19 protein-coding genes are annotated in these 26,501 nt (G+C 67.8%); 8 read left to right on the plus strand and 11 right to left on the minus strand.

Translation table 11 applies throughout. From position 1 onward, the window contains the following. Window positions 1-200 precede the first annotated feature (200 nt). The 4 genes from ACZ7OI_RS38415 (at window position 201) to ACZ7OI_RS38430 (ending at window position 5,361) form a co-directional block, all read left to right on the plus strand. The gene (locus tag ACZ7OI_RS38415; RefSeq protein WP_470269029.1) at window positions 201-407 is read left to right on the plus strand and encodes a hypothetical protein; all 207 of its coding nucleotides are present in this window, start codon (window positions 201-203) and stop codon (window positions 405-407) included. Window positions 408-880: 473 nt separating this feature from the next. Next, complete coding sequence (locus ACZ7OI_RS38420; RefSeq protein ID WP_470269030.1) at window positions 881-2,797, plus strand: ATP-dependent nuclease; 1,917 nt, start codon at window positions 881-883, stop codon at window positions 2,795-2,797. Beyond that, entirely contained in the window at window positions 2,794-4,596 is a 1,803-nt protein-coding gene (locus tag ACZ7OI_RS38425) for a UvrD-helicase domain-containing protein (RefSeq protein WP_470269031.1), read from the plus strand. Before ACZ7OI_RS38420 ends, ACZ7OI_RS38425 begins: the two co-directional genes overlap by 4 nt. 42 nt (window positions 4,597-4,638) lie before the next feature. After that, the gene (locus ACZ7OI_RS38430; protein WP_470269032.1) at window positions 4,639-5,361 is read left to right on the plus strand and encodes a hypothetical protein; all 723 of its coding nucleotides are present in this window, start codon (window positions 4,639-4,641) and stop codon (window positions 5,359-5,361) included. A gap of 123 nt (window positions 5,362-5,484) precedes the next feature. Here the strand turns inward: ACZ7OI_RS38430 and ACZ7OI_RS38435 are convergent, their stop codons facing one another. Beyond that, window positions 5,485-7,524 carry a tetratricopeptide repeat protein gene (locus ACZ7OI_RS38435; protein ID WP_470269033.1) on the minus strand — a complete coding sequence of 680 codons (2,040 nt, stop codon included), beginning with the start codon at window positions 7,522-7,524 and terminating at the stop codon, window positions 5,485-5,487. Window positions 7,525-7,767: 243 nt separating this feature from the next. Here ACZ7OI_RS38435 and ACZ7OI_RS38440 point away from each other — a divergent pair, with 243 nt between their 5' ends. After that, window positions 7,768-8,892, plus strand: a complete 1,125-nt coding sequence (locus tag ACZ7OI_RS38440; protein ID WP_470269034.1) for a hypothetical protein — start codon at window positions 7,768-7,770, stop codon at window positions 8,890-8,892. Window positions 8,893-9,134: 242 nt separating this feature from the next. Here ACZ7OI_RS38440 and ACZ7OI_RS38445 read toward each other — a convergent pair whose 3' ends face one another. The 3 genes from ACZ7OI_RS38445 to ACZ7OI_RS38455 form a co-directional block, all read right to left on the minus strand. Continuing rightward, window positions 9,135-10,910 carry a zinc-ribbon domain-containing protein gene (locus ACZ7OI_RS38445; protein ID WP_470269035.1) on the minus strand — a complete coding sequence of 592 codons (1,776 nt, stop codon included), beginning with the start codon at window positions 10,908-10,910 and terminating at the stop codon, window positions 9,135-9,137. Window positions 10,911-11,049: 139 nt separating this feature from the next. Continuing rightward, the gene (locus tag ACZ7OI_RS38450; protein WP_470269036.1) at window positions 11,050-11,940 is read right to left on the minus strand and encodes a DUF2510 domain-containing protein; all 891 of its coding nucleotides are present in this window, start codon (window positions 11,938-11,940) and stop codon (window positions 11,050-11,052) included. 1,121 nt (window positions 11,941-13,061) lie between these two features. After that, the gene (locus ACZ7OI_RS38455; protein WP_470269037.1) at window positions 13,062-14,186 is read right to left on the minus strand and encodes a S1 family peptidase; all 1,125 of its coding nucleotides are present in this window, start codon (window positions 14,184-14,186) and stop codon (window positions 13,062-13,064) included. Window positions 14,187-14,498: 312 nt separating this feature from the next. On the opposite strand from ACZ7OI_RS38455, the gene ACZ7OI_RS38460 reads away from it, so the two are divergent. Next, window positions 14,499-15,170, plus strand: coding sequence for a TMEM175 family protein (locus tag ACZ7OI_RS38460; protein WP_470269038.1), 672 nt, complete (start codon window positions 14,499-14,501; stop codon window positions 15,168-15,170). 64 nt (window positions 15,171-15,234) lie between these two features. Here ACZ7OI_RS38460 and ACZ7OI_RS38465 read toward each other — a convergent pair whose 3' ends face one another. The 7 genes from ACZ7OI_RS38465 to ACZ7OI_RS38495 form a co-directional block, all read right to left on the minus strand. Then, window positions 15,235-17,211, minus strand: coding sequence for a glycoside hydrolase family 31 protein (locus ACZ7OI_RS38465; RefSeq protein WP_470269039.1), 1,977 nt, complete (start codon window positions 17,209-17,211; stop codon window positions 15,235-15,237). 191 nt (window positions 17,212-17,402) lie between these two features. Beyond that, window positions 17,403-18,179, minus strand: a complete 777-nt coding sequence (locus ACZ7OI_RS38470) for a DeoR/GlpR family DNA-binding transcription regulator (RefSeq protein ID WP_470269040.1) — start codon at window positions 18,177-18,179, stop codon at window positions 17,403-17,405. A gap of 81 nt (window positions 18,180-18,260) precedes the next feature. Further along, window positions 18,261-20,141 carry a DUF5107 domain-containing protein gene (locus ACZ7OI_RS38475; RefSeq protein ID WP_470269041.1) on the minus strand — a complete coding sequence of 627 codons (1,881 nt, stop codon included), beginning with the start codon at window positions 20,139-20,141 and terminating at the stop codon, window positions 18,261-18,263. Next, on the minus strand, window positions 20,138-21,205 hold the full coding sequence (locus ACZ7OI_RS38480; RefSeq protein ID WP_470269042.1) for an ABC transporter ATP-binding protein: 1,068 nt from the start codon (window positions 21,203-21,205) through the stop codon (window positions 20,138-20,140). The genes ACZ7OI_RS38475 and ACZ7OI_RS38480 overlap by 4 nt, the downstream gene beginning before the upstream one ends. A gap of 7 nt (window positions 21,206-21,212) precedes the next feature. After that, a complete protein-coding gene (locus tag ACZ7OI_RS38485) occupies window positions 21,213-22,142 on the minus strand; it encodes a carbohydrate ABC transporter permease (protein WP_470269043.1) in 930 nt (309 codons plus the stop codon). A 10-nt stretch (window positions 22,143-22,152) separates the two neighbouring features. Further along, on the minus strand, window positions 22,153-23,100 hold the full coding sequence (locus tag ACZ7OI_RS38490; RefSeq protein ID WP_452080251.1) for a carbohydrate ABC transporter permease: 948 nt from the start codon (window positions 23,098-23,100) through the stop codon (window positions 22,153-22,155). Next, the gene (locus tag ACZ7OI_RS38495) at window positions 23,100-24,494 is read right to left on the minus strand and encodes an ABC transporter substrate-binding protein (RefSeq protein WP_470269044.1); all 1,395 of its coding nucleotides are present in this window, start codon (window positions 24,492-24,494) and stop codon (window positions 23,100-23,102) included. Before ACZ7OI_RS38495 ends, ACZ7OI_RS38490 begins: the two co-directional genes overlap by 1 nt. Window positions 24,495-24,536: 42 nt before the next feature. On the opposite strand from ACZ7OI_RS38495, the gene ACZ7OI_RS38500 reads away from it, so the two are divergent. After that, on the plus strand, window positions 24,537-24,692 hold the full coding sequence (locus tag ACZ7OI_RS38500; protein WP_470269045.1) for a hypothetical protein: 156 nt from the start codon (window positions 24,537-24,539) through the stop codon (window positions 24,690-24,692). Window positions 24,693-24,745: 53 nt separating this feature from the next. After that, on the plus strand, window positions 24,746-26,500 hold the full coding sequence (locus ACZ7OI_RS38505; RefSeq protein WP_470269046.1) for an RICIN domain-containing protein: 1,755 nt from the start codon (window positions 24,746-24,748) through the stop codon (window positions 26,498-26,500). Window position 26,501 lies beyond the last annotated feature (1 nt).

The raw sequence follows: 26,501 nt of genomic DNA on the forward strand, positions 1-26,501 counted from the left end.
CTGTGGTCGGGTCAGGATTCAAGTCTCGAAGTACTCGTCCGGTGCCTCCAGACCATTCTCGTGGCCTGACCCGGACTGTTTGTACCGCCGACCCGACCCTGCGCGGGGCATGTCGATCACGGCCCGGCCGACTCGGCCCCGCTGGCGGATGGGGTGCGGCCAGTTGCCACGCAACCACGCTCGCGACCAGGCCGAACGCGATGTCGTTCGCGACTGCGGTCGCCTACTTGCTGTGGACCGGCGGCGACGGGGCCTCCTCGTCGATGCCCCTCCGCGGAACGGCTGGCCCGGTCGCCCTCGTCGAGCCGGCGGCTGACGTGCTTGAGCGTCTGCGACGCGACGGCCGGTCCTCGATCCGCCCGGTAGCGCAGGCGGCGGACACAGTGGTCTCGAATCCGGGACGGTGACCCGGACGACGTAGCCAGGCGAACAGGAACATGTTCTGCTGTGCGGTGAAGCAGGCAATCATGAGGGCATCGGACAGCTCGGCGGCCTGCCGCGTTGATCCGGCGAGTTCGTTGGGCAGGGACCTGGAGCCGCAGCAGCGTCGACACCTCGTGGCCCGACACCGCTCGGGCGACGGTGTTGTGGAGAGTGGGTCATCCGCTGTCGGTCAGACGGTGACGGACGTTGTTGATGCTCGCCGAAGGCGGACCGGGCAGGACCGCGGGTGTATGGCCGTTCTGGCTGAGTGTCGCCGCAAGCGGCCTGCCGAATGCAGTCCCGGGGCTCGGTCTGGTCGCGGATTGTTCACAGTTCGAGCACACGCAGCTGTTTGGGCGTAACACCCTTTTCGTCCGTTGCGATTCCGTTCAGCAGATGATCAAGCCGAGGCTGTCCTGGAGAGAGGCGCTCGGAGCGGAGGAGCGCACGCGTGAGGTTGAAGTCGATCCAGGCACGGAACTTCCGGTCGTTGCGCGAGGTGCGCGTGCCGGTGCAAGAGTTCCTGACCGTCGTGATTGGGGAAAACAATGCAGGCAAGTCCAACCTGCTCGACGTGATCCGGCTAGCGACTGATCCTCTGGATGGGCGACGAGACCGATACTGGGACGCGGAGGATGTCGCGCGGATGCCGGAAGCCGACTCGGTTTCCCTCTCCGCGACCTTTGCGCTGACTGTTCCGGAGCAGCGTGGCTTATACAGCCAAGGCCTGCTCGACGACATGTCCTCGGTGCGCTACCAGGTTTCCTACTCACCGCCGGTCGGGACCGAGGTTCGAGGGAAGGTGCAGTGGACCGCGGGCGCGGGGCGGTCCACCGACCGCGATCCGGAGCCGGAAGCCCGCGGTCGACTCCGGCACGTCTATCTGCCGCCGCTGCGCGACGCGCAGCGCGAGCTGAACTCTGGTTCGGGAACCCGGTTGCGCGTCATTCTCCAGTATCTGCTGTCCGAGCTCGGGGTCGCCGAAGGCGATTTCGTCGGCGAGGTGCGCGACACGTTGGACGAGGTCAGGACGAGTTCGCGGGCGGGCAAGGTTCTCAGCGGTGTCGAGACAGCGGTGCGCACGCCACTCGCTGACGTCTCGGCCGGTGCCAGCCCGCAAGCCGCTGACGTGTCCTTTGCGGACCCGACGTTGCTCTCGATCGCTCGTTCCCTGCGTATCCGGATGAACGACCGCGGGCTTTCGCCGCGGGACATCATCGGATCCGGCCTGGGATATGCGAATCTGCTGTTCATCGCTACCGTCGTCGCCGAACTGCGCGTCGCTCAGGACCACGACCTCACGGTGTTCCTGGTCGAGGAGCCCGAGGCCCATCTGCATCCGCAGTTGCAGACACTGTTGATCGAGTATCTGCGCGATGCTGCGGAGGCCTCGGCAGAGAAGTCCGCGACGCTGGATCATGCCGGACGCATCCAGGTCATCATCACCACGCACTCGCCGCTGATCACTGCGTCGGCAGCGATCGAGGATCTCGTCGTTCTGAAGCGCAACCGCTTGCCGACCGCCAGCGAACAGCAGGGGTTGGGCACCACGGACGCATCCTCCGGGGACGCACGGCCACGTTCGCAGGAAGTCTTGAGCCTGTTCGAGACGAAAGCGATTCCGCTGGCCCAATTGGACTTGGCCGGCGGGAACGCCAAGCTGAAGCGTTACCTGGACGCGACGCGCAGCGCGATGTTGTTCGGGCCGCGCGTCGTACTCGTCGAGGGCGTCGCCGAATCGCTGCTACTGCCGGTCTTCGGCCGGAAGGTCCTGCGCCGCCCTCCGGCCACAGAAATTTTTCCGACAGCCAAGGCCGAGAACGGGGCTGGCGACAAGCAGTCAGCCGCCGATCGCGCCAGGTGGGCTCGCTTCGTCGGCACCACGATCGTGGCCATCGACGGTGTCGACTTCGAACCGTACATCCGGGTGCTGCTGACCGCTTTCGAGGACGGACGCATCGCCGATCGCGTCGCGGTGATCACCGACGCGGACCCCGCCGCGCCCGGTGACCGGAGCGCCGCCCTGACCAAGCTGGCCACCGACCTCGGTGCCGCCGACAGGATGAAGATCTTCGTCGCGCAGCCGACGCTTGAACCGGAACTTCTCGCCGCCGGGTCCGCCAACGCGGACGTGATCGAGCAAGTCTTCAAACTCCACCGTCCGGTGGCTGGTCCAAAGTCATGGGGGAAGATCAAGGACCTGTCGGACCGAGAAGCACTCGACAAGGCGTTTCTCGCCGAGTTCAATCAGTTGAAGCTGCGCAAAGGCGACTTCGCCCAGGACATCGCCGAACTGAGCGAGAAGCATGACGATTTCGTGGTGCCGGAGTACCTCAAAGACGCGATCCTCTGGATCTCCGAGGATCGGCATTGACCTCGCTGGAACAACGTCGAGCTGCAGCTATCCGGCAACAGCGGCGAGCGGTCGAACTGCCGGCACCGCTGTATGTGCAAGCCTGCCCCGGTGCAGGAAAAACCCGGGTGATCGTCGACCGGCATCTCAGCCGTCCTCGCAGAACCGGCCGCGGGGGAGCCGTGGTGTCCTTCACCCATGTCGCGTGCGACGAAGTCGCTCGTCGCTGTCGTGAAGCTGAAGTTCCGCAGCTCGCTGCCTTTCCGAACTTTGTCGGCACCATCGACACGTTCATCTGGCGCTATCTGGTCCGCCCTTTCCTTGCCCCTGACCGAATGTGGAACCGGATCGACCTCTGGGACCGGGTCAACGCTACGGTCGATGTGTGGGACGGCGGGATGACGCACACCCTGAGGCTGAGCGACTTCCAGTGGAACCGCGAGCCCAGCGCGGAGATATGTCAGGCGAAGTTGAATTTCAGCGTCAGGAATGCTCGTTCGTACAAGACCCTGGCAAAGAAGGGCCTGCTCGACACCGCGGCACGGCGCGCCCTGGACCAGCGTGACAAGCTGGCACGGCGGGGAAGCCTCACCGGTCACGAGGCGCGTATCCGCGCCCTTCGCAGCCTGCGTCAGCGACGCGAGGACGTCGTAGGCATCGTGGCGAGCCGTTTCGACGAGATCGTGATCGACGAAGCCCAAGACTGCTCCGGACTCGATCTGGCCATCCTCGCCGAACTGCGAGACGCCGGCATCCCGCTGGTGTTCGTCTGCGATCCGGACCAAGCGATCTACGAGTTCCGCGGTGCACAGCCCGACCGAGTCCGTACGTTCGGCGAATCGCTCGGTCGCCGCATCGATCTGGTGGGCAACTGGCGAAGCAGCCCCGCGGTCTGCGCGCTCGCGGCGACGTTGCGTCCGAGATCTGCCGCCCGGCCAACGGACGATCCAGTAGGGCCGAACCACGCCGAACAAGCCGAGATCCTTCTCATCCCGGTGGAAAATTCCGACACGAAGTCAGCGCTCGGCGTGTTCAACAGCTACGCCGACGACATGGAGATCCCCGCAGAGCGACGGCTCGTGCTTGCCCACGCCGCAGCGAAACTGCCGACGGCAATTCAGAACACCTTGCTGGCGCCTCCGACCAGCAGAACTGCGCGTGCTGGCTGGGCTGTTCGGGTGGTCACATCAGATACAGCGTCCACCGCACTGCGCGAAACTGCCTATGAGATTCTCGAACGCACGGTCCTGAGCTACTGGTACACCGACGCGGATACCGCCAACCGCACCATTGCCGTTGCCTGCGACCAACTCGGCATCGAACGGTCACGGCTCCGGCAACTGGCTGCAGGCATGGCCACCGCGCTGCCCGCTCCAGACGAGACCCCCTCGACCGGCTGGTGCGCTGCCGCCAACGACTATCTGAAAACCGCCCCGCCGATTCGCGGGATGAGTCGTCGCGACAACCGCGGTCGTCTTCACGGCAGGTCGGGTACCACGACGGAGGAAACAGCGCGAGCCGCCGTCTCGGAGCCAGGGGCCAGCACCCGTGCGCGGGTCATCCATCAAGTCAAGGGCGAGGAGGATGAAGCCGTTCTCGTCATCGTGCCAGATGACAACCGGGTCGAAGCGCTAGTCCAAGGCTGGCTGTCTGGAGAACACGCCGAGGACGTGGCCGAAAGCCTCCGAGTGCTCTATGTGGCTGCAACCCGTGCGCGTCGACTGCTAGCGTTCGCGCTGCCCCGCGCACATTGCGAGAAAGTAGCCACTTGGCTGGCACGCATGGACGTCCGGTGTGAGGTCGTTGCGGCCAGAAAATAGCCAGTGCGGTCATCTGATGCAGAACCGGAGCGGAGAGGCGAAGTGTTCGAGCGCAATGCGGGATTCCCGATGGCTGTCGCGAGCTATGACGACGAGGGGCTCGATGCCGCTATCGGCTGGTGCTGCGAGCACCTGCACGGCGACGAAATTCTTACGGTGTGGACTCACTTGAAGTCGAACCTGAGGAACAGCCCTCAGCTTGAACAGTTGGTCGCGCGGCACCGGAACGTCGAGCACGTCGCGGGCAGAGGCGGCGGGTCGGTCCATCACGCCGGTCCGGTCTTGATGGCGTGGCCGGACATGGCAGACATCGGGCAGCTGTCCAAGTTCGGTGCGCATCGCATTCGAGCCTTGTGCGTCATCACGTGGAACGAAGACGCGATCAGGCCATGGGTTTCGGCGGTCAAGCCAACAATTCTTGGTGACGCTACTCCGTGGGAGACTTTGGCACCTGAGATCGACAGCGTCGTCGTGGAAGCGTTGAAGAGCCTGACCCAAACCGTGAACCACAACAATACGATCTCGGCGGGATTCGAGAAGGACCAAGTGGTGAGCACGCTGCTTGCTCTGCACGATGCCGGGATCGGCATGGATGGCGACTCGATGGAAGGTTGGGCGCTGGCACACGGTTGGTCGGGTCAGAATCCTCAACGACTGGGCCGGTATGTCCGTGACATCAACGCGGGGAAGCGTCCGCGGTGTCGGCGAGTTCTCCGACCGGACTATGTCGACTTTCTGCGGCAGCGAGCTGACAGTAACGACTGATTCCCGCCGGCGAGCGTCTCACGGGTCAGAAACAGCGGCCGCGAGGTTTCGCGGCCGACTTTCGGCGATCGTTGCGGCGAGGCGCTCGCGATCGCGTACATCAGCCGCATCGAGTGGCTGTGATCAGTCCGATTCGCTGTCGGATAGCTGTTTTCGCCAGTGGAGGAGATTGACGGTGGTGGTGAGGGTACGGGGATGGTCCGGCCCGAGGACCCTCAGGTAGTCGGCGACCAGCTGCTGGAACGCAGCTGCCGCGTTCGCAGCGTCACCGGATTCCCCACGCCAATGGGCAAAGTTGTTGCGAATAGCCAGGGTGTCGGGGTGGTCCGGCCCGAGGACCCGACGGTAGTCGGCGACCAGTTCCTCGCTCAGGGCTGCCGCGACGGCAGGGGCATCGCACTCACCACGCCAGGAGGCGAGGTTGGCGCGTGTAGCAAGGGTGTCTGGGTGGTCAGGCCCGAGAACCCGATAGCGGTCGATGAGCAGCTGCTCGAATGCAGCTGCCGCGCCGGCAGCGTCACCGGATTCTCCACGCCAGTGGGCAAGATTGTTGCGGGCGACCAGGGTGTCGTGGTGGTCAGGCCCTAGGACACGCCGATAGTCGGAGACCAACTCCTCGAGTGCACCTGCTGCTGCGGCAGGGGCACCGGATCTTCCGCGCCATAGGTTGAGGTTGTTGCTCGCGGCCAAAGTCGAGCGGTGGTCGGTGCCGAGACGGTCCTCGGCGGCGTCGTGCAGCCACCGGAAATAGTTGCTGGCGTCAGTTGCCAACCCGCTCTCGCCTAGGCTCCGGCCGAGGCGGAACAGCACGCCGTGGACGTCGCGGGTCCACAGATGTTCGCCGCCAGCCGTGCTAAGCGATTCGGCGTTGGCGCGCAATGCCTGCGCGAAGGCGGCGTCTCGCTCCACGCTGGGCCACGCTTGCAGCAATGCGTCAGCGCCCGCGCGCGTGACCGTGGCGGCTTTCTCCGGATCGAGCTGGTCGCGGACGGCGCGCTGCACGAGAGCGTGCACGTGGACGGACAGGACTGATGAGTCGGTGTCCAGGGTGAGGAGGCTTAGCCTTGCCAGGCATCGCAGTCCGTCGTGGACCTGTTCCGCGCCGATTCTGCGTCCCGTCCGATTCACCAGGAGGTCGGCGACGGCGTCAGTGGCGAACACGGCGGACGGGATGCCGCTGGGGTCGAGGTAGCTAGCGAGTTCGAGGAGCGGCCTGGCTATGCCTGCGGGCTGCAACTGGTCGGCGTGATCGACTGAGAGGGACCAGGTCGCGGCAACCGTTTCGCGGTGGCCGTCAGGCAGTGCGTTGGGCTCGGGCAGCAACGACGCGAGGTCGCGGCGTCGGTCAGCCAGCCGGTTCCGGTAGTCGGCGAACGACAGACCGCGGTCGATCATGTAGGCCGCTGCTTGGGCCAGCGCCAGCGGGAGACATCCCAAGTCCCGCGCGAGATGTGCGCATTCCTCATCGGAGCTGGGCAGGTCTCCGAATGCGGCGTCCAGGTAAGCGCAGGCGTCGCGTTCGTCGAAGACTCCGATATCCACCCAGCGACGATTGCGGCCGCGCAGTGCCGCGTCTTTCCTGCGAGTCGTCGCGATCACCTGACCGGTCGTGGTCGCGGGTGGCCACAGGTCTTGCAGGTCGGCAGGGTTTCGGAGGTCGTCGAGGACCATCAGCCAGCGGCAGTCGGTGGCGGCCAGCCACTGCAGCAGCCGGGTCGCGCCTTCCGCTGCGTCAGCGTCGTCGATGCCGGTCAGGTCGGCGGCCAGTCGCGCGTAGCTCGTCACAACGGAGTCGCGGGAGTTGGCGGTCACCCACGTCAGCAAGTCCACCTCGTTGGCCGCCCAGGCCCGCTCGGCGAACTCCACGGCCAGTTGGGTTTTGCCGACGCCGCCCAGCCCGGCGAGCACCACGACCGACGCGCCTGGCGCTTGTGTAGTGGCTCGGCTCAGAGCCTGGCTCACGGCCTGGGACTGCTTCCGCTGTTGGAATGCGGCTGCCAGCGGCGGCACGACCCCGAATCGGTACGGCAGCGACACCACTCGCCGTCCCGAACCGTGAACGTGCAGGTCCCGGAAAGAACCGGCCTGCACCAACGACCCGGACACCTCGCCAGCAGCGTTGTTGACCGCTCTCCTCGCCGCTCGTTCCTGTCTCCGCCCCATCAGCAGATTATCCCCAACGGGCACTGACAGAGCGGGAACCGCCCGGCTGAGCACGCAGCAGCGATTTCCCGTTTGCCGGCCGCGTGCCGTCCTGCAAGTCCGCGTGAGCGAGGACGGTGCTACGCTCTGTTCCGCGTCGAGCGCACGCCACGTCGGAACCGTCGATGCCCGGCAGCATGACGGTGACCCGCGGAACGGCTGGACAGCCACCGCTGCTCATTACGACGATCCATCCAGATGTTGTTGGCGAACGTCGAACAACCTTGCTGCGCCGTGCCGGGCCGGTGCCAGACGAGGTGTTGTGTTGTGACTTGGGAACGTGTTTTCGCCAATCTCCGCGGTCAGCTGACCGGAGAATCGCATGCAGAGTCCGTCGCCGCCGTGCATGAAGGGATCTCAGCGCTGCGGGCGAAGGATCTGCAGTGGCTGCGTTCGCTCGATCGAGAGCCGATCCTCCCGGCACCGTTCGGTCCGGAACTCGACTTGCCCTCTGAAGCCCGGGCGGCGGTCCTGCCTGATGCGCACAGCCGAGACCAGATGGAGCTGGAGGCTGGTCTGCTGTCCGCCGCGAGCGAGGCGTTCAACCATCTGCACACCCATCCTGAGGGCAGCCTGACCCAGCCCGTTCCGGTGATCCAGAGGGTGATGCCCCAGCGAGACCGGCTGCGGCTTCGGGTCGTTCCGGTCGCCGTCGCGCCGCTGCTGCACGAACTGCTGCCGTTCGAGCTGGAGGGGGAAGTGACCGGCATTCCGGGGCTGCGCGCTCGCGTGCATCGCCGGTCGACCGAACTGTTCCTGCTCGACGCCCCGGACGCGATCGTCGAGCTTGTCGGAGTCGGCAAGAGAGCCTGGCAGGCCGCCACGGCATGGCGTGAAGCGTTCAACCGCGAAGTGCTTGAGGGAGTGAGCGTTGCCGACGCGTCGCTCGACCGCCTTACCCCGGACGAGTCTCGCAGCTTGGCTTCCTACGGCCGCGCGTTCGGGCCGGTCGACATCGCGAGCGGGTTCGTGCGCAGGATCGCGGTGCTGCGTCGCACGTTGTGGATTCGGACCTGGCCCACCGGCGGGTTCGACCTCAATGTCGAATGGCCCGGGAACGATCCGCGGCAAGCCCACGTCGCGGCTCAGTTGGCCCATCCGGTGCTCGGTCTTCCCGGTGCGGAAATCAGGACTCCGGGAATCCTGCACTTCCCGGAACACAGCCGATCCGACAGCGGCGACCCTGACGAGATCCGCCGCTTGCGGTTTCGCCACACTGAACTCCCCTCTGGTCGATCGCCGGAGGACTCGGGCCTTGCCGCGGTCCAGAGAAGTGCCCGCCCACAGTGGGATGCGTGGCACAACGCCCTCGCCGATCAGAGCCGCTAACGAGACGACCGAGGCCGCGGATCGGTCGCGCCGGGGCGCCGAAGGTCGAGGTCGAACCAACCGGGGTCTCCGAACGTTCCTGTCCGCCGAGAAACCTATAGCGAGATGCACGCGTTCAGTGACACCGGCGGCGAAGCGCCCCTGCGAGGCAGTTCGCCGCCGGTGGACGTGGTGTCAGCTGCCAACGGCTGGTAGAGGGCGGCGGGCCCCGTTCCGGTTCGTGTATGTGAGTTGGCTTGATCTCAGCTGGTGCGTGTGTCGGTCCAGGCCCGGACCTGCTGGAGCACGGCTAGCGGATCGGGCGCGGTTGAGTGCACGACGATCTCTGTGTAATCGTCGTGCGCAATCTGCAGGCCTGGGAGCGGATGTTCGCGAAGGCGGGCGACAAGGTATTCGGCGGCAAGGAGATCGAGGGATTTCGCGGTGTCGATCTCGGTTTTGTCGGCGTGCCAGTAGGAGCCGTCGTATTCGATCGCGATCGTGCGGCCGTCGCCGAGGTCGGCGGTGATGTCGACCAGCCATCGTCCTCGTCGGGTGAACGCGTCGTGGCGAATCGGCTGTCCGGATGCCGCGTTGCCGAATACCGCTTGCGCCGCGGCATGATGGTCGAGTTCGACCTTGGATTTGCCGGTTTCGCGGCAGTTCGGGCAGCTGCTGCCGGATGCCCGGGAGGTGAGGGTGGCGTTCCATTCGTGGCCGGGGTCGTTGCGGCAGATCCAGTTCGGGACGAAGGCTGTCTGGCCGCTGGGGCGCACTTGCCATGCTGACAAGGGATTGGTCGGTGACCACTCCGCGGCGATCTCGGGGTAGTGGTAGGCGAGCGAGTCGAGGATCGTGCGGCACTGGGGGCAGCGGAGCCGCTGGCCCTTTTGCCGGTCGGCTGGGCTCTCCTGCCACTCGTGGCCGCAGCTCGGTTCGCGCCACCACACGATTTTCCGCGAGTTCGGCGACACGGTTTCCAACCGCGTGGTGCGGTTCTTCTCGGGATGCCATTGGGCGGCGATTTCCCGGTTCATTCCGAATGCCGTCGGGTCGGCGTCGACCTGTGCGAGCCGGGCCTGACGGGTTTCGTTGCCGCGGCAGGACGGGCACCCGGATTGAAGATAGCTCCGCGGCCGCAGGCGGGGGTGGTGTCCGTGGGGGCAGCGGAAACGGTAGTACCAGCCGTCGCCGACCATGATCGACGACGGGTCCGCCTCGTTGGCCCAGGCGGCGAGCAGCTCCGGCACTGCGGCGACGGGCGTGCGCTCGAATCTCTTGTTTTCGGCTTCCCCGGCGGCGTGACGTTTGAGTTCGCAGTCCGGGCATTGGCGGTGGGTCGCCATGTCCCGGACGCGGCGGACGAACCGCAGTCCGCAGTCGGGGCAGCGCCAGTGGGCGTCTCGGTTGCCGCGCACCGTGACGCTCGCCCACGCCGCGGGGTCGTTGCGTTCGTGGTCCCACCAGTCCAGGACGGGCAGTCCGGAGTCCTTGAGCAGATTTTTGGTCTTGGGGCCGGAGACGTTCGTTGTTTGCAGGTCTCGTCGGGGGTTGCTCTGGCAACTGCAGCCGAAGGAGATGTCGCCGGTGCGCTTGGCCGAGATGCGCCCGCAGTAGCGGCAGCGGACCCGGTGCGGGTCATCGGCGCGCACGATGGCCGTGAGCGGTTCGAGATACTCGAAACCGTGTTCTTCCGCGAGTTTCTGCGCAGCTCCCGGCCGGGCCTCGTCGTAATGGAAGGGGTTGCCGGATCGTTGGCGGACCGTTTCGGCCCAGGTCCGCCAGAAGCAGGCTCGGCAGGTGGGTTCTCCGTACCGGTTCTTGTCGAGCGTGTATTCCAGCCGGTAATGCGCCTCGCAGCCACAGGCCAGGCATCGGGTGAGACGCCACGCTGCGGGCTTCGCGAACGGCTCGAGCGGTTCGAGGCCCCCGAGGCGCAGGATCTCGGTGATGTGGGGATCGCACCAAGCTGGCTTCGTCTTGGTAGCGAACGCCGCGTTTCGGCTGCACCCCGGTTCCGAGCACTCCTGCGAGACCATGGCCGTCACCGAACCGTCTCGTGAGAACGGACGGCTGAGCCGATCGGTTGCGCTTGCCGGGCTCTGATGAGCAGGTGATCTCGCACGCACGGGACAGGGTTCACGGCATACAAGATCGCTTCCGGTCTTCTGAGTGTTATCAGCTCAGCGGATATCGGATGTTCACCTGACGGCCTGCGGAGATTTGGTACACCTCTGCTTCGAACTGCATCTGGCGCAGTCCTGGGTGTCTGGTGTTCCACGCTGATCGAAGCCAGCTGTCGCGGTCGGGGTCGAGGTCGGGCAGGGGCATGCCGTCCATTGCCGCGGTGATGGTGAATCCGGTGCGGGTCAGGACTGTCCATGCGGAGCGTGCTGTCCCGGACCACCAGCGTGCTGTCGCGGCTTCGATCGGGGCGTGGTCGGCTTTGCGTTTGCCGAGGGTCAGTCCGCCGGCTCGGTCCCATGCCGGGAAGATCGCGATCGCGGGGTCGAGGGTGTTGGCGGGTACGAGCATGTCCGGGCTGGGCAGGTACAGCTTGAGATGAGCGCCGGGGTGTCCTTGGGCGTCGATGAGGACGATGCCGCTGGACTCGACCGGGCAGTTCGCCCAGCGGAGGACGGGGCCGTATGCTGCGGTGTCGGAGCCGGTCAGTGTGCCGACGCGGGTGTCGCCGATTTTGGCCAGAACTTCGGTTCCGACGAGTTGGACAACCGCGTCGTCGACGCGCAGCGACTTGGGCCCGGTGCGTCCGCGTTGGGCGATGATCGTTGCCAGTGCTCTGTTGTCCGGCCCGGTGCCGACTACTTCGATCCAGCTGTCCCCGAAGCTGGTTCCCCGCAACGCTCCGGCTGTGACTGTGGCCGGTGCCGTGGTGGCGATCGGCAGTGGAGGCGTGCCCTCCCGCACCGGCAAGGTGGTCGAGATAGGACTTTCTGCACGGGGCGCGGCGAGAAGCAGCGTATGCGCGGTCCATGCGTTGCCGTTCCACCAGCGCACGCCGTGTCCGTCCGGGTACCAACCTTGAGGCGGTGCTGCCGGAGCGTCCACGATGACCTTCAGTCGGCGTCGGTGTTTGGTTGATTCGTAGTCGCCGCGACCTGACCCGGCGTTACGACGGGCTCGGGCCGGAGCCGCAGGCAGATCCGGCATCCCGGATGAAGCCCGTTGCGGGAGTCAGGCAGCGGTACACCGATTCAGGAGCATGCGTGACGCAATCGGCTGGACCGCGAGGCCTGGAGGACCGCTTACCCGTGGGTTCGAGGCCGGTAGCCGCCGAATTGCTGTCGGCGCGCCGGGCCTCGTCGGCGAAGCAAATGCGCTGGCACGTAGTGGCTGACCGGTCGTGACCATTGGTCGTCGGCGGTGACGAGCTGATAGGTGACCCAGCCGAGCAGGCCACCGTCCTCTCGGCGGGCCCACTCGAACAGCAGACCCGGGCTTTCTCTGTCTCGATCCGCAGTCCGGTGCGGTCGCGCGGGGCGAGGATCTCGGTGCCCAGCGGGTGCAGTTTGCGCACGCTGACCCAGACGGCAATCGGCGGCTCCACTTTCCGCACGGTTGACGGCCACTCGTTCACCTAAGGTCACCTGCTCGCGTTCCTGTCCCGGGTCGTCCACGGATCTCGGCGACCCTGACTCTGAGTCGAACATGTGTTCGCATGTGAAGTCAAACCGGACGGAGTGTTCAGGGTGATCGGAACTGGTCTTGGCTGGGGCAAGGGACGGCGTTTCCGTTGAGCTCGCGGTCGCGTGTCGCCGCAATGGGTGAATCGGCGCTTGCCCTCGGCAAGGGGCAAGGATCGGGCCCAGCAAGGGAGGCGCAGGTCGTTCGGAGGGTCGTGGAAGGACGGTCACGACTTGAGGAGGGCCTGTGATGAATTCACGGCATGCTGACGAAGTCCGGGAGAGCCCGTTGACGGTATTGCAGAGTCGCCTTCGTCACCCGGAAGCGGTCCGAAGGTTCGACCGGGTGCTGGAGAGCTGGTCTCGCACCGATCCCACGTTGGCCGAGACCTCGAGCCGAGACCGTCTTGCACGGACGCTGGCGACGCGAGAGTACGAGACTCACGATCGGGTCCTGCACGCGTTGCTCGGACGCGCTGCCGTGCGGCACGCGTGCGGACTGGGGTGCTGGTCCCCGGAGCGAGCCCAGCACCCCAGCCTGCGGTGTCAGCCGGTGACCAGGGACAGGTGGTAGGTCTGCAGGATCTCGTTCACCGGCTGGAACCAGGTCTCCCCGCCGGAGCTGCAGTTGCCGAAGCCGCCCGAGGTTACTCCCTGGGCTTGGTCGCCGGTGATGAAGGAGCCGCCGGAGTCGCCGGGTTCCGCGCAGGCGTTGGTGTGCGTCGCTTCGTAGACCGCGCCCTGGGCGTAGTTGATGGTTTCGTTCAGGCCGAGAACTGTGCCGCAGTGCCAGTGCGAGGTCGAGCCGGAGCGGCAGATCGACGAGCCCGCAGGCGCGACTGACGAGCCGCGGACGATGACGTCGCTGACTGTGCCCCAGCCGAGGACTACGGGTGCGGTCCACCAGCCGTTGCCGATGGTGATGTAGGAGTAGTCGTTGCCGGGGAAGGAAGATCCGGCGAACGTGCCCATCGCGGAGTTGTCCCAGCCGACGACGGAACTGCCTGTGCCGCCGCAGTGCCCGGCGCTGACGAAGCCGCCCTGTACGGAGAAACCGATGGAGCAGCGGGTGTTTCCGTTGATGTAGTAGGGATCCCCGCCGACGGTGCCTGCCGAGAATGTCTGCGGCCGGGGGCCGGTCGTCACGGTCACCGGGCCTGCCGCGCGTGCTTGCGAGAGGAAGGCGTCGACGTCCGGGCCGTGCGCGCCGGGCTGGAGGGTCACGACCACGCTGCCGGTGCGGGGGTCCGCGTGCCAGCCGCTGACCGCGGCCGGGGCGCGTTTCGCTTTCGCGGCGATGTCGAGGGTCGTCTTCGCCGAGTCGAGCGCTGCGGCGGTGATGTGTGCCGGGACGGTTTCCGCGCCGGTGCGGTGCACCGAATCGGCTACGGCGGGGTCGGTCACGCTGACCACCAGCTTGCCTCGGGCCGGGTCGAACCAGGCTCCGCCGAACGCTGCTCCGGCCGCCTGCTGAGCGAGGGGCAGTTGCCGCGAGGCCGTCAGTTCTTGTCCGAGCCGGGCCTGCGCTTGTTCGGCGCTGAGGCCCAGATCCCGTTGCATGGCCGCGATCAGTCCGGGTGACGCTTGTGCGGCGGCGGGGGCGACCACGGCGGCGAGGCTCGCGGCGAGAACGGCCGCGCCGGTGAGGCTGAGGGTGATTCTTCGACGCATCGGAACTCCTCCAGGACCCGGGGGAAAGAAACCCACTGCCGGCCGAGTGTGGGGAGGCCGGTCGGCTCCGGTCCAGCGGCGGCCCGCGTTTTGTCCGAAACCTGTCGCTGTAGTTGCTCCGTTCGTCCACCTGGGAACGGACTTCCGGGCACCTGTCGCGCCGGTGTCGCTCAGGCGGGCGTGTCGCCGCCGGACGGTGCGGCCGCCTTGTGATCACCTTCGGGATGCGATCGGGCTCGAAGGGAACGCGGCAGTCGCTGCGGGCTCCGACAGCCAGGTTCGGCGGACCGGACAAGGAAAGGTGCACCACGCATGAGTGCCAGCGACGTCGCCGACGGAACCGGCGAGGGAGGGCCCGCTCCGGCCAAGCGGAAGCGGGGTGCTTCCGGGGAGCGCCTGGTGCTGTTCACCGACGCGGTGACCGCGATTTCCATCACCCTGCTGATCCTGCCGCTGGTCGACCTCGTCCCGGAGGCCGCGTCCGCCCGCGAGCACGCCAGCGAGGTGATCACCGGCCACTTCGACCAGATCTGGAGTTTTCTGCTGAGTTTCGCGGTCATCGCGAACGTCTGGCGGGAGCACCACCGGACGTTTTCCTCGGTCGCGACGGTCACCCGCTCCTTCACGGTGTGGAACATGGGGTGGCTGCTGTCCGTCGTCGTGCTTCCCCTCCCGACGGAGATGATCGGCGCCTACGGCCGCGACCGGTTCGTGGCGGTGTTCTACTACACGACGCTCCTGGCGAGCATGGTGTGCCGGTTCGCGATGCTGAGGATCCTGAAAACCGCGCCGGAGCTGATCGACGAGGACGATCAGGATCCGGGGGCGCTCCAGGAGTCCTACACGGAGAGCTACCTCAACGTCTTCGCTCTGGTGCTGGCTTTGGCTCTCGCCCTCGCGGTGCCCGCGTTGCAGTACTACAGCCTGCTGCTGCTCGTCCTGCCCGGCAGGTGGGTGCTCCTGCGCGGCCGGCGCGCCCGCTGACCGCTCGGGCCGGTGCGGGCACGGCGTCGCCGGGCCGGGCGATCGCCCGGCCCGGCTGCCGCGGTCAGCGGTTCGAGAGCTTCGATGCGAGATCCGCCCAGCCCGGAGCGCCGATCCGGACGAAGACGGGCGTCGTGTCCAACGGAGCCGCGTAGTCGCGCAGCGTCCGGCCGCCCCGTTCGACCCGTTTGGTGTGCGGGTCGAACCACAGTCCGGAGGGCAGCGCGATGTCCCGGGAGGTTCCCGCCGTGATCATCGGGGCCGCCAGCAGGGCCGGGCCGAGCATCCACTCGTCGTCGACGGTGTCGAAGCGGTGGTCGGCGGGGAAGTCGAAGTACACCGGACGCATGATCGGCGTGCCGTCCGCGACTGCTTGCTGTACTTGGGTTTTCAGGTAGCCCGCCAGCTTCGCGTGGGTGCGCACCGCGTCGGCGTACAGCTTCGCGGTGTCGGCCGGGTAGGCGACCGGCTTGCCCGTCGTGGTGTCGACCGTCGTCACCGGGGAGGTTGACGCGTACATCAGCGGCATCAGCGACGCTGCCTGCGCCCAGCGCACCAGCACCTCGCGCGACGGCGGCGGCATGCTGTTCGAGCCGCCGATCATGTCCGTCTCGACGAACGGGTAGCCGTTGGCCGAGATCGCCGACGCGCGGCGCAGCGAAGTGCGCAGGCCGTCCCACGTGGTGTCCGCGTCGACCGCCCGGATCACGAAGCCGTAGCGCTGGCTGCCCCAGTGCGTGCGGATGCCCGCTCCCTGCTGGTCGAACGCGTCGGTCATGTCCGCGCCGAGCTTCTGGTAGTCCTGCGGGGTCAGGTTCCCGGTGGTGGCGCAGCGGTCGTCGAAGAAGCGGGTGTCGAACTTGAAGCCGTCGACGCCGTAGTCCGCCATCAGCTTCCGCAGGTTGCCGGTGTACCAGTCACGCGCCTGCGGATTGCCGAGGTCGATGATGCCCGCGGTGCCGTTCCACCAGGTCACCGTGCACGGCTGGGCCGGGTTTCCCTTGGCGCGCACCAAATAGCCGTGGTCGCGGGCGTAGGCGTAGTTCGCCGAATCCAGGTTGATCCAGAAGGTGGTCCACAGGCCGAATTTCTGGCCCATGGCGTGGACGTCCGCGGCCAGCTTCTTCGGGTCCGGGAACGTCTTCGGGTCGAAAGTCAGGTTGCCGTAGTTGGATTCCCATTTGTCGTCGAGCTGCACGGTGTGCCCGGCGACGCCCGCCGCTTTCAGGTCGCGTGCCCACGAAAGCACCTTGTCCTGGTCGATGTTGCGGTAGTACTGCGCCCACGAATTCCACAGTGGACTCGTGTACTCGGCGTCGGTCGCGTCGCTCTTGGCCGGCTTGCCGACCTCGCCGACGTAGTCGTCATACACCGCCCGGCGGCTTGACTCCACGAACACCGTGCTCGCGTATTCGGCGGAGTTCGTCACGGTCAGGTCCGCGCGCCCGCTGGCCATCGCGACCTTCATCGGCTGCGCGGTGCGGACGAAGAGCCCGACCGATTTCGAGGTGAAGAAGTAGGGTTCCTGCATCATGTAGCTGGCGGGGGAGAACTCCGGCTCGTCCACTGTGCCTGCCGAAAGCGGGTACGGCTGGGTTTTGCCCTCGCTGGTTTCGCCGCCGCCGTACCAATGTCCGGACGTCGTCAGGTCGAAATGGGTCGCGCGCTGCCCGGCGGCGAGTCCGTCGACCGTCCACTTCAGATCGAACCGGTCCGGGCGCGGGGTGATCCGCAGGGTGACTGAGCGGCCCGCGGTGCTGTCGGCGCGGGCGATAACGGTGGTGCCTTCTCGGGAGATAGACCGCACGCGAGTCGCGACGCCGCCGTCGAAGGTGAAAGCGTCGGATGCGGTGCGCAGCAACTGTTCACCGCCGCGGCTGAGACTCAGTCCCAGGCGCGCGGTGTCGATGCGCAGGTGGTAGCCGGGGGAATCGGGACCGCGCGGCACTGAGATCGAAGAGAGCGGTTCGGCCGCGGCGGGAGTCGCGACGGAACCGGTGAGGATGAGCCCGGCCGCCGCGTACGCGAGTCGTCGAGGCACTGGAGCCTCCTATTCTGCGTGAATATGCTCAATGTGACGCTCGAACCTGCAGTAGTAAGCACATCACGCAGCGGCTTTGTCAAGGCTCGGCCCGCGGAAACGCTTCGCGGAACCGGAGAGTCCTGAATGGACGCGGGCACGACGGTTCCGCCGTCCGCGGAGAAACGGCGGACGGCTGGCCTGCAGGCCGTTCAGGCGATCTGCACCGGGATCCCGGCGGCCTTGAGGGCGGCGGTGACGTCGGGATCGGCGTCGGTGTCGGTCACGACTTCGTGGACGTCGGAGATGTCGCAGATGCGGGCGAAGGCGCGGCGGCCGAGCTTCGAGCTGTCCGCCACCGCCACCACGCGGGCGGCGTTGTGCACCATGAGCCGGTTGATGTCCGCCTCGCCCTCGTGGCAGGCGAACGCGCCGGCCGCGGGGTGCAGCGCGTCCACGCCGAGGAACAGCAGGTCCAGGCTGAGCTGGCTGAGCACCAGGGTGGCCAGCGGCCCGCTCAGCTCGAAGGACTGCGGGCGGGCGACCCCGCCGGTGACGACGATCTTCATGTTCGGCCGCACGGCCAGCTCGTGGGCGATGTTGAGCGCGTTGGTCACGATGGTGAGGCCGGGCGCGTCGGCCAGGTCCGCGCGCATGGCCAGTGCCCGGGCCACGCCCGCGGTCGTGGTGCCGCCGTTGAGGCCGACCACCATGCCGTTGGACACCAGCGCGGCCGCGGCCGCGCTGATCCGCTGTTTTTCCGGGGCGTGGCGGGCGGTTTTGTACCGCAGCGGCAGATCGTAGGCCAGGTCGTTGGCGACGGCGCCGCCGTGGGTGCGGGTGAGCAGCTGCTGTTCGGCGAGGTGGTCCAGGTCGCGGCGGATCGTGGCGGCGGAGACGTTCAGCTCCGCGGCGACCTCTTCGACGTCGAGTTTCTCCCGTTTCGCCAAGAGGTCCAACAGTGTGCTCAACCGTTCATGCCGAGCCATCGGCTTGTGCTCCCTTCGACCCATTCCCCGTGCCTGCGCGCCCGCCGTCGCGCCATTGTTCACCCAGCGGGCCCGTCGCGCTCATCCGGCCCCGCCGCCGGTTTTCATCCGGAAGTCGTATTCGGCGGGCAGCGGGCCGGGGGAGATCGCGTGCCACACATCGCTCAGCGACGTCTCGCCTTCCCGGATCCCGGGCACGGTGAATCCGTGCTCGTACACCTCGCGCGCTCCTTCGAGATCGCCGAGCGCGAGCGAGGTTCGCGCCCGGAGCAACGCGAACCGGCCCTCGACCGGCCACGGTTCGAGCATTTCCCGTGCGGTGCCGGGATCTCCGGCGGCGAGCTGCGCGGCGACGGCCTCCAGCGCCAGCGGAGCCAGCTTCGGCAGCAAGTCCAGCGCCCGCCGGTAGTGCTCCGCGGCGGTCACCGGATCGTCCTGGGCGATGGCGAGGTTTCGGCACGCCCAGCCGTTCGGTTCCGCCTCGAGCGACCGGAGCCACGCGGCCGTCGCGCCGTCGCGGTCGCCTCCCGCCCAGCGCGCGATTCCCCGGTGGTACCAGGTGAGCCAGCCATCGTCGGGCACCGCCTCCAGCAGTTCGGCCCAGTGGCGGTTGACCAGTGTGTCCGGTGGTTCGGCGGCGGGCTCGGCCCGGGGCGCCACGCCGTCGAGCAGATCCAGCCACGGCTGCTGGGCCGCGCCGAGACTGCTTTCGGGAAACGGCGTGCCGGGAAGTTCCGCCAGCATCCGGCGGGTTTCCAGCGCGCCCCAGCCGGATCCCGCCGCCAGGAGCTCCCCGGGAGCGGCGTCGGCGACCGCGCGCCATTCGCGCCACCGCCGGTCCAGCTCGTCCGCGGCGGGCAGCCCGGCGGCGACCGAGGCGAGCGCGGCGGGCCAGTCCGGTCCGTGCGCGATCTCCGGGTCGGCGGCGACCGGACCGTAGCTTTCGAGCCAGTCCCACGAGGCGCCCGCGGGCAGCCGAAGATGTTCGAGCTGCGTCCGGGCCAGTCCGGCCTGGATTTCCAGGTATCCGTCCATTCCCGGCGCGAGCCATTCCTGCCACCGCCGTCCGCCCGCGGATTCGCCCCACACGAAGAGTTTCCGCCCGCGCAGCCGCGCCGTGGACGCCTGGCCGAGCCCGTGCCCGTCCGCGTCGACGGCGGCGATCCACGGCGGCCCGTCGACCTCGAAGAAATAGTCGGCCGCCGCGTTCGCCCGTGCGGGATAAGTGAGGTCGCCCTCGACGTCGACGAGTTCGAGCCGCCCGGAGTAGCCGTAGTGCCAGGCCTTGCTCGCGGGGGCCAGCACGCGGGTTCCGGCCGTCTGCGCCACCGCGGTGTTGGACCACCAGTACACCGGCACGTCGCTGTCGTGCGGATTGCGGATCCGCACGCCGACGAACAGCTGCCGTGATCCGTCGGGGAGCCAGAAGTCCAGCTGGTACGGCAGATCGCGGGTGCGTTCCCATTCCCACAGCCGCAGCACCGGTTCGCCGCCGGGGCCGGGCGCCTCGGCGGCGAACATCGGCGCGCACGTCAGCGTGGTGTGCCCGGTGCTGCCGAGGTTCCATTCGACGCCGCCGGCGAACCACGCGTCGCGCAGCGCCAGGTTCGCCGGCTGGAACACCGGGTTGCGGTACACCAGGTCCCGGCCGGTTTCCTTGTCCAGCAAGGAATGCAGCCGCCCGCCGAGCCCGGGAAGGACGGTCGCGCGCAGCAGGTCGTTCTCCAGCACCAGCGCGGGCAGCCGCTGTTCGGTCCGGTCGCGGCCGTACCCGTCCTGCATCCGGCACGGCAGCACCGTGTCCAGCCTGCCGTAGGACAGGTTCGCCGCCAGGTCCCCGGGCAGTTCGTCCGCGTTGGACACCGACGCCGCCGGTTCGCTCCGGAGCAGCGGCGGCAACGGGTTCTCCGGCCCCAGCGCGGCGGCGGGGAGCACGAGTTCGGTGCGGGTGACCGTGCTCATGCGTCCGGCAGCCGTTCGCCGGAGGCGGCGTCGAACAGGTGCGCCGCACCGGTCCGCGGTGCCAGCGAGATCTCCTCGCCGCGCCGCCACGGTGCCATGCCCGGCGTCCGCACGGTCAGCACCCGGTCGCCGGTCCGGCAGTAGAGGTACTGGTCGCTGCCGAGTTCCTCCACCACCTCGACGACCGCGCGGTACCCCTCGCCGCCGATGTCCCAGCCTTCCGGCCGCACGCCGACGACGATGCCCGGCCCGGTCAGCGCGGACCGCTGCGCCGGGGTCAGCGGGAGCGTGCCGTCGCCCACCGCCGCGCCGGAACTGTCCACTGTGGTCTCGATGAGGTTCATCGCGGGGGAGCCGATGAAGCCCGCGACGAACACGTTGCGCGGACGCTCGAACAGCCCGACCGGGGTATCGCACTGCTGCAGCACGCCGTCGCGCAGCACGGCCACCCGGTCGCCCATGGTCATCGCTTCGATCTGGTCGTGCGTGACGTACAGCGTGGTAGTGCCGAGCCGCCGTTGCAGCGACGCGATCTGTGTGCGGGTCTGCACCCGCAGTTTGGCGTCCAGATTGGACAGCGGCTCGTCCATCAGGAACACGCTCGGCTCCCGCACGATCGCGCGGCCCATCGCCACCCGCTGCCGTTGCCCGCCGGACAGCTTCGCCGGGCGGCGGTCGAGGTATTCGGTCAGGTCCAGGGTGGTCGCGGCTTCGCGGACGCGGCGTTCGCGTTCGTCCTTCGGCATGCGCGCGAGCTTGAGGTGGAAGCCGATGTTCTCCGCGACGGTCATGTGCGGATAGAGCGCGTAGTTCTGGAACACCATCGCGATGTCCCGCTCCTTCGGCGGCAGTTCGGTGACGTCGCGGTCGCCGATGTGGATCGAGCCGCCGTCCACGCCCTCCAGCCCGGCGAGCATCCGCAGGGTGGTCGATTTGCCGCAGCCGGACGGGCCGACCAGCACCAGGAATTCGCCGTCGGCGACCTCCAGGTCGAGCCCGTCCACCGCGGGCCGCTCGACCCCGGCGTAGTAGCGGGTGGTGTCGGTGAAACTCACGGTGGCCATCAAAGTCCTACTTTCCGGCGCCGAGGGTCAGGCCGGTGATGATCCGGCGGGCGAGCACGACGTAGAGCAGCAGCATCGGGAGCACGACGATCGCCACCCCGGCGATCAGCCCGCCGTACTCGGACTGGTAGCTGGCCGCGCCGTAAAAGGTGAACAGCGCGCGCGACAGCGTGAAGTGGGCCTGGTCTTTGAGGAACACGATCGCCAGCAGGGTTTCGTTCCACAGCCCGATCGCGTTGAGCGTCAACGCGGTGATCACGCCGCCGCGGGCCATCGGCAGGACGACCGAGACGAAGACCCGCACCGGCGAAGCGCCGTCGAGCACGGCGGCCTCTTCGATCTCGTCGGGAAGCGAACGGAAGAACCCGGTCAGCAGGAACACCGTGAACGGGATGGACAGCGCCACGTAGAGCACGAACAGCCCGTATTGGTTGTCCAGGTGGATTTCGCTGAACGCGACGAACAGCGGGATGATCACGGTCTGGAACGGCACCCCCATGCCGATCGCGACGCCGTTGGTCAGCACGCCCGAACCGCGCACCCCGAGCCGGGTGAGCGCGTACGCGCAGGGCGCGGAGATCGCGACGGTGACGACCGTGGCCAGCCCGACGAGGACCACTGTGGACAGCACGGCGTCGCCGAATCCGGCGTTGTTCCAGGCGTAGACGAAGTTCCGGAACGGCTTGCCGACGTGGAACCATTGGTACGGCAGGGAGAACGGCTTGGTGAAGATCTCCACCGGGGTCTTGAACGACGCGGTGATCAGCCAGTACAGCACCAGCAGGTTGCCCGCGGTGAACAGCCACACGACCACTGAGCCGAGCAGCCGCAGCGGGCTGAGCCTGCGGCTGCCGGGAGCCGGGCGGGGACGGCGCGGCGGGGTGCGCCGGGGCTTGCCCGGTGCGGTGCCGCGCGGCGGCGCTTCCGTGACGGTCACAGGGTCTCCCTCAGAACTGGATGGCGTCACGGCGCATCAACCGGCGCAGGAGCACGACGAGGATCGAGACGAGCGCGATCATCGCGACCGCGCAGGCGCAGGCCGCGCCGAAGTCCGGCGTGCCGTTCGAGCCGAAAGTCCGGTCGAACACGTAGATGCCGAGCGTCCACGCCCGGTTCGGCGGCGCGTAGGTGCCGGGCCCGGCGAGCACGAAGACGAGTTCGAAGATCTTGAGCGCGTTGATCGTCCACAGCACCCCGGCCACGCCCACCACGTCCCAGGTGAGCGGCAGCGTGATGGAGCGGAACTTCTGCCACGGCGAGGCCCCGCCCAGGTCCGCGTCCTCGTAGAGGTACGGCGGGATCTGGTCCACCGCGGCCATCAGGATGGTGATGTAGAAGCCGGAGCTGGCCCAGATCAGCGACGCGGTGACGACCCCGGTCACGTTCTCCGGGGCGAGGAACTTCGCCGCGTCCGCGCCGAGGTGTTCCAGCACGTAGTTGGCGAGACCTTGTTTTCCCGGCTGGTACTTGAACACGAAGCCGAGGAACATGCCGAGCGCGACCGGGGCGACGATGTTCGGGAAGAACAGGATCGCCCGGACGATCTTCCCGCCGCGCATGTCCCGCAGCACCATGGTGAACAGGAACGCGAGCAGAAAGGTGCCGATGCCGCCGAGGAACACGTAGATCAGCGTGTTGCCGAAGGCATAGCGGAACGAATCGCTCTGCCACATCCGCACGTAGTTCCCGACCCCCTGCGGCCGCGGCGTGTCGCCCGCGCCGGACCAGCTGGTGAAGCTGAGCACCACGGTCGCGATCGTCGGCAGCACCAGGAAAGCCAGGTAGAGCGCCAGCGCGGGGGCGGCGAAGGGCCAGAACAGCTTGCGTTTGCGGCTCAGGTGCGGCCCGAGCGCGGGCCGCCGCCCGGCCCGGGCCGCCTCGGTGACTGTTGCCATCAGTGCTGGTTCTTCCAGAAAGCGGCGGACTTCTGCGCGAGCTGCGCCACGAACGCCTCCGGGGTCAGCTGTCCCTTGAGCAGCGCGGTGTCGGCGGGGTCGAACACGTCGGTCTGCCATTTGCCCCCGGCGATCGCGTCGATGCCGTCGTACTGCAGCACGTGCTCCTTCTTCTGGTCGTCCAGGACGGTCTTGACCGGCTTCAGGTCGTCCGGCACCGCCAGGTCGGGCCGGGGCACCAGGTTGTCGGCCACCGCGGGGATGCCGGCGAGGTTGCCCTTGTTGAGGAAGTAGGCGATGAACGCCTTGGCCGCGTCGGCGTTCTTGGCCTTCTTGGGCACGGCGAAGCCGATCGACATCTGCTCCACGGTGTCGTGCGTGGCGCCGGGCGGCATCGGGAACTGGAAAGAGCCGTAGTCGATCTTCGTGCCCGCGCCTTGTTTGTCGAGGTACTCCCGCGTTTCGCTGGGGGCCCAGGAGCCGACGTAGAGGAAGCGGGCGTCCCCGTCCGCCCAGCGCTGCTGGATCTGCGGGAACTTGGCCGCGTCCCAGCCGTCGATGAAGTACTTCGAGATCCGCGCGGTCTGCGCGGCCGCTTCGCGGAACCCGGGCACGTCGGTCCACGCGCGGCCGGTCGGGTCCTGCGCCGCCTTCGCCAGCCCGCCCGCGCCGACGTAGCGTTCGGCGAGCTGGGTGAAGTAGTACATGTTGTAGAACGGGATGTCGCCGTCCTGGCTGACCGCCGCCTTGCCGTCCGCCTTCGCCTTGTCGAACAGGCCGATCATCTCGTCCACGGTCTTCGGCTGGCCGAGCGCGCCGCCCGCGGCCTTGTTGTACCACCAGGCGCTGGACTGGATCTCGTACGGCACGAGGAAGCTGTGCCCCTCGCGGTCCTTGTTCTGCGGGAAATCGTACGAGGTGGGGGAGAGGACGTCCTTGACCGTCTTGTCGCCTTCGCCGATCTTCATGCCGAACACGTCGTCGAGGCTTTGCGTGCCGCCCGGGGTCATGATCGCCGCGCCGACCTTGCTGACGTCCTGGTCGAACAGATCGGGGACGGTGCCGGTGTTGAGCGCCGGGACCAGGTTCTGGGTGTAGGCCTTGCGGCCCAGCCACTGCACGTCGACCTTCACGCCGGTCTTGTCTCCGAAGCACTTCAGCGCTTTTTGCAGCACCTTGCCCTGCGGCTCGTCCGCGGTCCACATGGACCAGTAGACGAGCTGTCCGCCGTTCGCCGGTTTCGCGGCCGGTTCCGGACAGGGCGACGAGAGGAACTCTGCCGCGCCGGGGAGCGCGTTTTCCCCGGTGCCGCCGCCCGCCGCGTCCCCGCTGCCGCACCCGGCGAGCAGCAGCGTCGCCGCTAAGGTCGAGCCCACGAGCTTGTGAAACCGCATCAGCCACCACCTGATCGAGGTCGAAGACCACACACTGAGTGCGTGTTGCTGCGCATTTTTGGCGCTTACCAATCACTTGTCAACATTTTCCCCGAGGTTCGCGGTTGCATCGTGATCCGCGGGCGGATGGCCGCAGCCTGCGCGAAGGGGGTCGAATGGCGGGTTGACAGTGCAAAATCGATCACCAAGACTGTGTGAACTTGTTCGTTCTTGTCGGTTGTTGATGCCGATCGCCTGCGAGGAACCGAGCCATGTCACGCTTCCGCATTCCGTTGACCGCCGGTGCGGCCCTGGCCCTCACCGCCGGGACCTGCGCCGTGCCCCTGGCCGCGCACGCCGAACCCGGCTATTCCGTGTCGGTCGGGGCCGTCGCCGAGTACCCGTTCCCGACGGACACCCCGGCCGCCCCGTTCCTCGACCGGGACGGGACCTTCCATTTCCAGCAGTCCGCCGCCCTTTACGGCAAGGAAGGCCCGCGCGTCTGGGACTTCTACACCGGCAAGGACTTCGACTCGGCGAAGCGCGACGCCGGGCTGAGCGACGCGGTGAACCCGGCAGAACCGCGCGACCGCAACAACGACACGACGTGGCGGTGCAACACCGGCCCGACCGGCCGCGAGGCGACCGACCCGCCCGCCGGGTCGAGCTACACCCAGAAGAACTTCTGCGATCTCGTCGGCACCTGGGTCGATCCGGATACCGGTGACTGGTACGGCTTGGTGCACAACGAGTTCACGCCGGAACCCTTCGGCGCTTATTCGTTCTCCCACTACGACGCGATCGACTGGGCGGTGTCAGCCGACCAAGGCCGCACCTGGCGCATCGGCGGACACGCGATCACGTCGCCGTACTCGACGAAACGCGGCGACACGGCGGCGTTCCCGAACCAGACTTTCGACTACGGCGACGGTGATCCGCGGCTGTTCGCCGATCCGAAGTCCGGCTACTTCTACGTCTACTACGGCTCTCGCGTCGTGACGAAGGCCGGAGCGGGCGGGGGAGGGTTCAGCGGCCTCGCCCACGTGGCCCGCGCGCCGATGTCCGGGAAGATGGGCACCGGAACGTGGCAGAAGTGGTACGACGGGCGATGGTCGCAGCCGGGCGTCGGCGGCAAGGAAAGCAACCTGGTGCCCACCGACGTCGACCCCCTCGGCTACACCCCGCCGGAGAAGGACTACGACCCGGCGAACACCGGCACCGCCGCCCAGCAGGTGGCCGCGGGCACGCTGCCGCGCAAATCCGACCTGTTCGTCATGAACATCGCCTACGACGCGCACCTCGGGCTGTATATCGGCGAGCCGGAGGCGGTCGATTCGGTGGGCCCGCAGCGGTTCTACGCGACCGAGGACCTGGCGAACCCGAAGTGGCGGCTGATCGGCGACACCGGCTCCTACCGGGACCAGTCCTGGTATCGCTGGTTCGTCGACTCGGCGAGCCGGACCACCGGGACGATCGTGGGCAAGACCTTCCGGTCCTATTGCTCGATCTCGTGCGCGGACGGCCGTGACGGCGTCTACGCGGATGTGACCGTCACGTCCACCGCACCGGCACCGTCGCCGGTCGACCCGGGCCGCGTCTACCGGATCGGCTCCGGCCGTGTGCTCGCCCAGTCCGGCCGCACTGGCACCACGTCCGTGCCCTCGTGGCTGGCCGGCGATCGCGCGAACTGGCGGTTCACTCCGGCCGGAGACGGCTCTTACCGCATCACCAACGCCGCGAGCGGTCTGGCTCTGGGCGTTCCGGCGGTTCCCGCCGGCCGCGCCTGGGGGACCGCGCCGACCCTGGGCGCCGGATCCGGTGTTGCCCAGCAATGGTTCCTGGTCCCGGCGGACGGCGGGACGCGGCTGGTCAACCGCTACAGCGGACTGGTGCTGGCGCTTTCGGCCGAGCCGGGACGGCGGAGCGAGACCACGCCGGTGCGCGCCTGGACAGACCGCAGCGGCAGCCTGGTCGGCGACGGCCGCACCGCGGGCGAGCAGCTCCTGCAGCTGACGCCGCGCCGCTGAA

The organism is Amycolatopsis sp. NPDC114503 (assembly GCF_055633655.1).

Coding starts and splice junctions, on each gene's coding strand:
- ACZ7OI_RS38415 (WP_470269029.1), top strand. CDS start 201: ATGTCGTTCGCGACTGCGGTCGCCTACTTGCTGTGGACCGGCGGCGAC.
- ACZ7OI_RS38435 (WP_470269033.1), bottom strand. CDS start 7,524: ATGGGGCGGAGACAGGAACGAGCGGCGAGGAGAGCGGTCAACAACGCT.
- ACZ7OI_RS38445 (WP_470269035.1), bottom strand. CDS start 10,910: ATGGTCTCGCAGGAGTGCTCGGAACCGGGGTGCAGCCGAAACGCGGCG.
- ACZ7OI_RS38455 (WP_470269037.1), bottom strand. CDS start 14,186: ATGCGTCGAAGAATCACCCTCAGCCTCACCGGCGCGGCCGTTCTCGCC.
- ACZ7OI_RS38460 (WP_470269038.1), top strand. CDS start 14,499: ATGAGTGCCAGCGACGTCGCCGACGGAACCGGCGAGGGAGGGCCCGCT.
- ACZ7OI_RS38470 (WP_470269040.1), bottom strand. CDS start 18,179: ATGGCTCGGCATGAACGGTTGAGCACACTGTTGGACCTCTTGGCGAAA.
- ACZ7OI_RS38475 (WP_470269041.1), bottom strand. CDS start 20,141: ATGAGCACGGTCACCCGCACCGAACTCGTGCTCCCCGCCGCCGCGCTG.
- ACZ7OI_RS38480 (WP_470269042.1), bottom strand. CDS start 21,205: ATGGCCACCGTGAGTTTCACCGACACCACCCGCTACTACGCCGGGGTC.
- ACZ7OI_RS38490 (WP_452080251.1), bottom strand. CDS start 23,100: ATGGCAACAGTCACCGAGGCGGCCCGGGCCGGGCGGCGGCCCGCGCTC.
- ACZ7OI_RS38495 (WP_470269044.1), bottom strand. CDS start 24,494: ATGCGGTTTCACAAGCTCGTGGGCTCGACCTTAGCGGCGACGCTGCTG.
- ACZ7OI_RS38505 (WP_470269046.1), top strand. CDS start 24,746: ATGTCACGCTTCCGCATTCCGTTGACCGCCGGTGCGGCCCTGGCCCTC.